Here is a 4,829-nt window from a genome sequence, read left to right as displayed (position 1 = left end):
AACTTCGACGTGACCCGTCCGGCGAGCCTCGACGCGAGCGGCGGCAACCCGAACCTGCGGCCCTACACGGCGAACAACTTCGACGTCTCGCTGGAATGGTATCCGACCCCGACGACGACGCTGTCGGTTGCCGGCTACTACAAGAGCATCGACAACTTCATCGTCCAGACCCGTTCGGCGGAACCGTTCACGATCGCCAACGCCAGCAATCTGCCGATTGGCGGTGGCATCACCGGTCCGAACACGGCAACGTTCAACGTGCGCCGTCCGCGCAATGCGGAGAACGTTTCGGTCCGCGGTGTCGAGCTCAACGTGACGCACACGTTCGACTACCTGCCTTCGCCGCTTGATGGTCTGGGTCTGTCGGCCAGCGCCACGTTCGTGGACAGCAGCGCTGCCTTCGACGTGACGCGCTTCGACCAGTCGGTTGCGGTCGAAGGTCTCGGCAACAGCTACAACCTGACGGGCTTCTACGAAAAGGACGGCTTCGCCGCCCGCGTCGCCTACAACCGTCGCGGCCGGTTCCTCGAATACCTCGTCACCCCCGGTCAGGGCGGTGACCCGGTATTCCGCCGTCCGTTCAGCCAGGTCGACGTGCGCGTGAGCTACGACATCAAGAAGTTCGCGCAGGTCTTCGTCGAAGGCACCAACGTGACCAATGCGAACAACATCACGACGGGTCGCTTCGACAACCAGGTGCTTGACTACGTTGATACGGGTTCGCGCTGGGCAGCCGGCGTCCGCCTGAACTTCTGATCGTCCACCCCCTCCGGACGTGAAGGCGCGCCCATGCAGCTACTCTGCGTGGGCGCGTTTTCTTTTGGGGCGGGGCTCTCAAGCTGAACTAGCGGGAAGGAATGCAATGAAAGCTCTCTGGCGCATCGTACTGTCGGGCCTCTTGCTGGCGGGGACGGCGCAGGCCCAGCCGCTCCGCCAGCCCTATGCGGTGCCGCCGCCCGATGCGCCGGAGCTGGCTGCGCTGGGTTCCTATACGATTGGGACGCAAGCGATCACCGTCGATGCACCGGACAGCGTGGTGCTTTCGGCAACTGGCCTTCAGCGCACCGTGCGAACGATCAAGGCGCGGGTCTGGTATCCCGCCGAAGCAGCACCGGGCGCCGCGCGCGCATCCTTCGCGCATGTGCTGCCCAAGCCGGATGGCAGCGGCGGTCCCTTCGTCATTCCCAGCCTCGCCGTGGATGGCGCCGCGCCGCTCAAGGGCAAGCGCTTCCCGCTGGTGGTCGTCTCGCACGGCTACAACGGCTGGGACACGTTCATGACCTGGCTGACCGAGAACCTCGCCTCCAAGGGCTATGTTGTCGTCGCGATCGACCACGCCGATCAGCGCGTGGTGAATCCGGCGGAATTCCCCGTCTCGTTTGGCAATGTCCTCGTCCACCGCGCGCGGGATATTCGTTTCGTGATCGACGAACTGACGCGCCGCGCTGCCAAGCGGGGTGACGCGCTGGGGCAGGAGGTCGATGCGGACCGGATCGGCCTCGTCGGTTATTCAATGGGCGGCTTCGGCGTGCTCGGCGCGGCGGGGCTCGACTATGCGCCGACGAGCCCGGTGTTCGCTCAGCTGCCGGCACCAGCGCGGGACCAATTGTTCGCCAGCCAGACGGCGGGCAAGCCTATTGCCGCGCGGATCAAGGCTGTCGCCGCGCTGGCGCCGTTCGGTGGCAGCCCGCCCGTTCGCGTCTGGTCCGAAGCGTCCCTCGCGGCCTTCTCCAAGCCGGTGCTGATGATTGACGGGGATCATGACGATATCGTCGATGCTCCGGGCGGCGTAACGTGGATCTTCGATCATATGGCGGCCAATGAACGCCATTTCCTGCTGTTCCAGAACGCTCGCCACAACGTGGGCGGCAATCCGCCCCCGCCCGAAGCGGACAGCGACTTCTCGACCCGCGAGTACTTCGCCGAGCCGGTATGGCGCGCGGAGCGGATCAACGCGATCAACCAGCACTTCATCACCGCCTTCCTCGACCTTCATCTGAAGGGCGACGACGCGAAGCGCGCCTATCTCGATGTCACGCCGCCGAACGCCGGGGACGGGCAATGGCCGCTGGCGCCGTTCCAGAACGTCGGCGGCAAGCCGGCCTCGGCAGAGCAGACGGCGTTCTGGCGCGGCTTCCAGCGACGCTGGGCGCTGGGGCTGGAGATGCGGACAGGCAAGCCGACGGCGCGCTGATCAGGCGGGGAAGGCCGCCGTGCCGGTCGTGCCGGAGAAGAGCGTGGCCGTGGCGCCGCCGACCCAGATCGGGCCGCCCGCTTCGTTCTCGATGCGAATGCGGCCCGAGCGGCCAAGGCGGGTGCCCTGCGTCGCGGTGTAGGGCGCGGTCACGTGGCCCGCGCGCAGCATCCATTCGGCGGCCGAGGCATTGAGGCTGCCGGTGACCGGGTCTTCGATCAGGCCGCCATAAGGATCACTGAAGATCGCGCGCACTTCGTAGGCGAAGGGGCTGCCAGCGGGATGCAGGCCGACGAGGCCGATATCGATGCGCGAGGCATGCGAGCGCGCCGGTTCGACCGCAATGACCGATGCTGCGTCCTTGAGCTGGATGCCGAGCCAGCCGGGGCCGTTGTCGATCCATTCGGCGGCCACGACATCGCTGACCGTAATGCCAAGCACGCCGCAGGCTTCCGCGAGCTTGTCGGCATCGACGGGGCCCGAGCGCATAAGCGGCGGCGCGGCAAAGGCGAGGCCGTCGGCACCGCGCCGCACGTCGATCAGGCCCGCGCCGCATTCCTGCACGACCTTGCCTTCATGGCGCGGCGTGCCGCCCAGCGCGAGCCAGGCATGGGCCGAGCCGAGCGTGGGATGTCCGGCAAAGGGCAACTCGCGATCGAGCGTGAAAATGCGCACGCGGTAGTCCGCCGCGTCGGTGCTCGGTGGCAGCAGGAAGGCGGTTTCGGACAAGTTGAGCCAGCGGGTGATCTGCTGCAGTTCCGCCGTATCGCGGTCGGCCTCGAGTGCGATCACGGCCAGCGGATTGCCGGAAAACGGGGTCTCACCAAAAACATCGACAAGCTGGAACGGATACTGCGGCATGACTTCACTGACCTCTGCGCCGGGAATGGCGCAAGGCAGAAGTTCACTGGCGTGAGGTTGTTTGCAACGATGAAATAGTCGGGTGCCGGAGAGTCTGGCTTTCTTGAGCCAACCTCACTCCAGGATGGCAAAGCTGAAGCGCAAGCCGAGTACAGAGCGTGGCCACGGAGCCGCTGCCGGGGTCTTCAGCGCAAGGGCGGCAAGGGCAAGGCGGGGGGATCGGCACATCGCGATGCGGGATAGGACCGATGCGCAAGAGATCGTCCTTCGGCGCAATCAGGGAAGCGGCGCAGCAAGGCTGCAGCATTCGGTCGGGGTCTGGTGCGAGGCATCCTGTAACCGCACGGCATCAATTTGTGCGCGGATCGCATGGTGTGCGCAATTTCATGATGACTCCGCTTCTCCAATGCGGTAAATCGTCCTCACATAACAAGTCGTTCACCCGGCGCGGCCTTGGGAGAGGATGCGAAAAAAATTGCACCGCGCCGGGTGTCCTGAGCTTTTCCCGAAATATCTGCGATACTGATCAACGCCGCCTCGGCGTGGGCAAATGTGTCAGTTTTTTGCTTCGTGATCGAAGCCGTCGATCATTGTGAGCGGACAAATCAACTGGCCGCCTCTGTATCCTCTGCGCCAGAACATGCTCGCCCGTCAGCTTCTCTTCCGGAAGCGAGGGCAACCGTTCACGAACCCCAGCGGTGTCGGGCACTACGGCGCGCGTGCGCCCGGACGCCGCGAGCAGAGAGGAAACACCCATGCGCACTTCGCTTGCGGCCCTTGCCCTTGCGCTTCTGGCCGCCGCGCCGATTGCCGCTCACGCTGCCGATGCAGCCGGACCCGCTGCGGCGGAAAAGCCCACCACCAACAAGGACTGGTGGCCGGACCAGCTCGATCTTACCCCGCTGCGCCAGAACGAGAACACGCAGGCCAGCCCCTATGGCGCCGATTTCGATTACACCAAGGCGTTCCTCAGCCTCGACCTCAAGGCCGTGAAGGCGGACATAGCCAAAGTGCTGACGACCTCGCAGCCCTGGTGGCCGGCGGACTATGGCAACTATGGCCCGTTCTTCATCCGCATGGCCTGGCACAGCACCGGCACCTATCGCACGATCGACGGGCGCGGCGGCGGCGCGGGCGGCGAGCAGCGCTTCGAGCCGCTCAATTCCTGGCCGGACAACGCCAACCTCGACAAGGCGCGCCGCCTGCTCTGGCCGATCAAGCAGAAGTATGGCCGCAAGCTTTCGTGGGGCGACCTGATGGTGCTGACGGGCAATGTCTCGCTCGAGCAGATGGGCTTCAAGACGCTGGGCTTCGGCGGCGGCCGTGCGGATACGTGGCAGCCTGATGCCGTCTACTGGGGCACCGAGAAGAAGTGGCTGGAAGCCAACGGCGACCGCTGGAACGAAAAGCGCCAGCTCAAGGGCCCGCTCGCGGCGGTGCAGATGGGCCTCATCTATGTGAATCCCGAAGGCCCCAATGCGAACGGCGATCCGATTTCGGCGGCGCATGATATCCGCCAGTCGTTCGGCCGCATGGCGATGAACGATGAGGAAATCGTCGCGCTGATCGCGGGCGGCCATACGTTCGGCAAGGCGCATGGCGCGCATGCGGCGACCTGCGTCGGCGCGGCGCCCGCAGGGGCTGGGATCGAAGCGCAGGGCACCGGCTGGAAGAACAGCTGCGGCACCGGCATGGGCAAGGACACGGTGACGAGCGGCCTCGAAGGCGCGTGGTCAGCCAGCCCGGTGCAGTGGACGAGCCAGTACCTCGACAA

The 4,829-nt window shown here is 65.6% G+C and carries 4 protein-coding genes; 3 read left to right on the top strand and 1 reads right to left on the bottom strand.

Going from position 1 to position 4,829, the window contains the following annotated elements; genetic code table 11:
- The coding region (locus K5Q19_RS06735; RefSeq protein WP_292942524.1) for a TonB-dependent receptor at nt 1-756 on the top strand (756 nt) is incomplete at its 5' end.
- Between the two features lie 106 nt (nt 757-862).
- The gene (locus tag K5Q19_RS06730; protein ID WP_292942521.1) at nt 863-2,194 is read left to right on the top strand and encodes a dienelactone hydrolase family protein; all 1,332 of its coding nucleotides are present in this window, start codon (nt 863-865) and stop codon (nt 2,192-2,194) included.
- On the opposite strand, the gene K5Q19_RS06725 is transcribed toward K5Q19_RS06730, so the two are convergent.
- Entirely contained in the window at nt 2,195-3,055 is an 861-nt protein-coding gene (locus K5Q19_RS06725; RefSeq protein WP_292942518.1) for a PhzF family phenazine biosynthesis protein, read from the bottom strand.
- Between the two features lie 755 nt (nt 3,056-3,810).
- Between K5Q19_RS06725 and K5Q19_RS06720 the strand changes: the two genes are divergently transcribed.
- Nucleotides 3,811-4,829, top strand: a 1,019-nt coding sequence (locus K5Q19_RS06720; RefSeq protein ID WP_365758702.1) for a peroxidase family protein, incomplete at its 3' end; no start/stop codon positions are given.

Origin of the sequence: Novosphingobium sp., assembly GCF_019748365.1 — a bacterium.
GTDB lineage: Bacteria > Pseudomonadota > Alphaproteobacteria > Sphingomonadales > Sphingomonadaceae > Novosphingobium.
The sequence above is the reverse complement of the archived record's forward strand: the minus strand, read 5'-3'. Positions and strand labels throughout refer to the sequence as shown.

Bases quoted from the DNA above. Each gene is read 5' to 3' on its own strand.
- K5Q19_RS06730 (WP_292942521.1), top strand. From the start codon at position 863: ATGAAAGCTCTCTGGCGCATCGTACTGTCGGGCCTCTTGCTGGCGGGG.
- K5Q19_RS06725 (WP_292942518.1), bottom strand. From the start codon at position 3,055: ATGCCGCAGTATCCGTTCCAGCTTGTCGATGTTTTTGGTGAGACCCCG.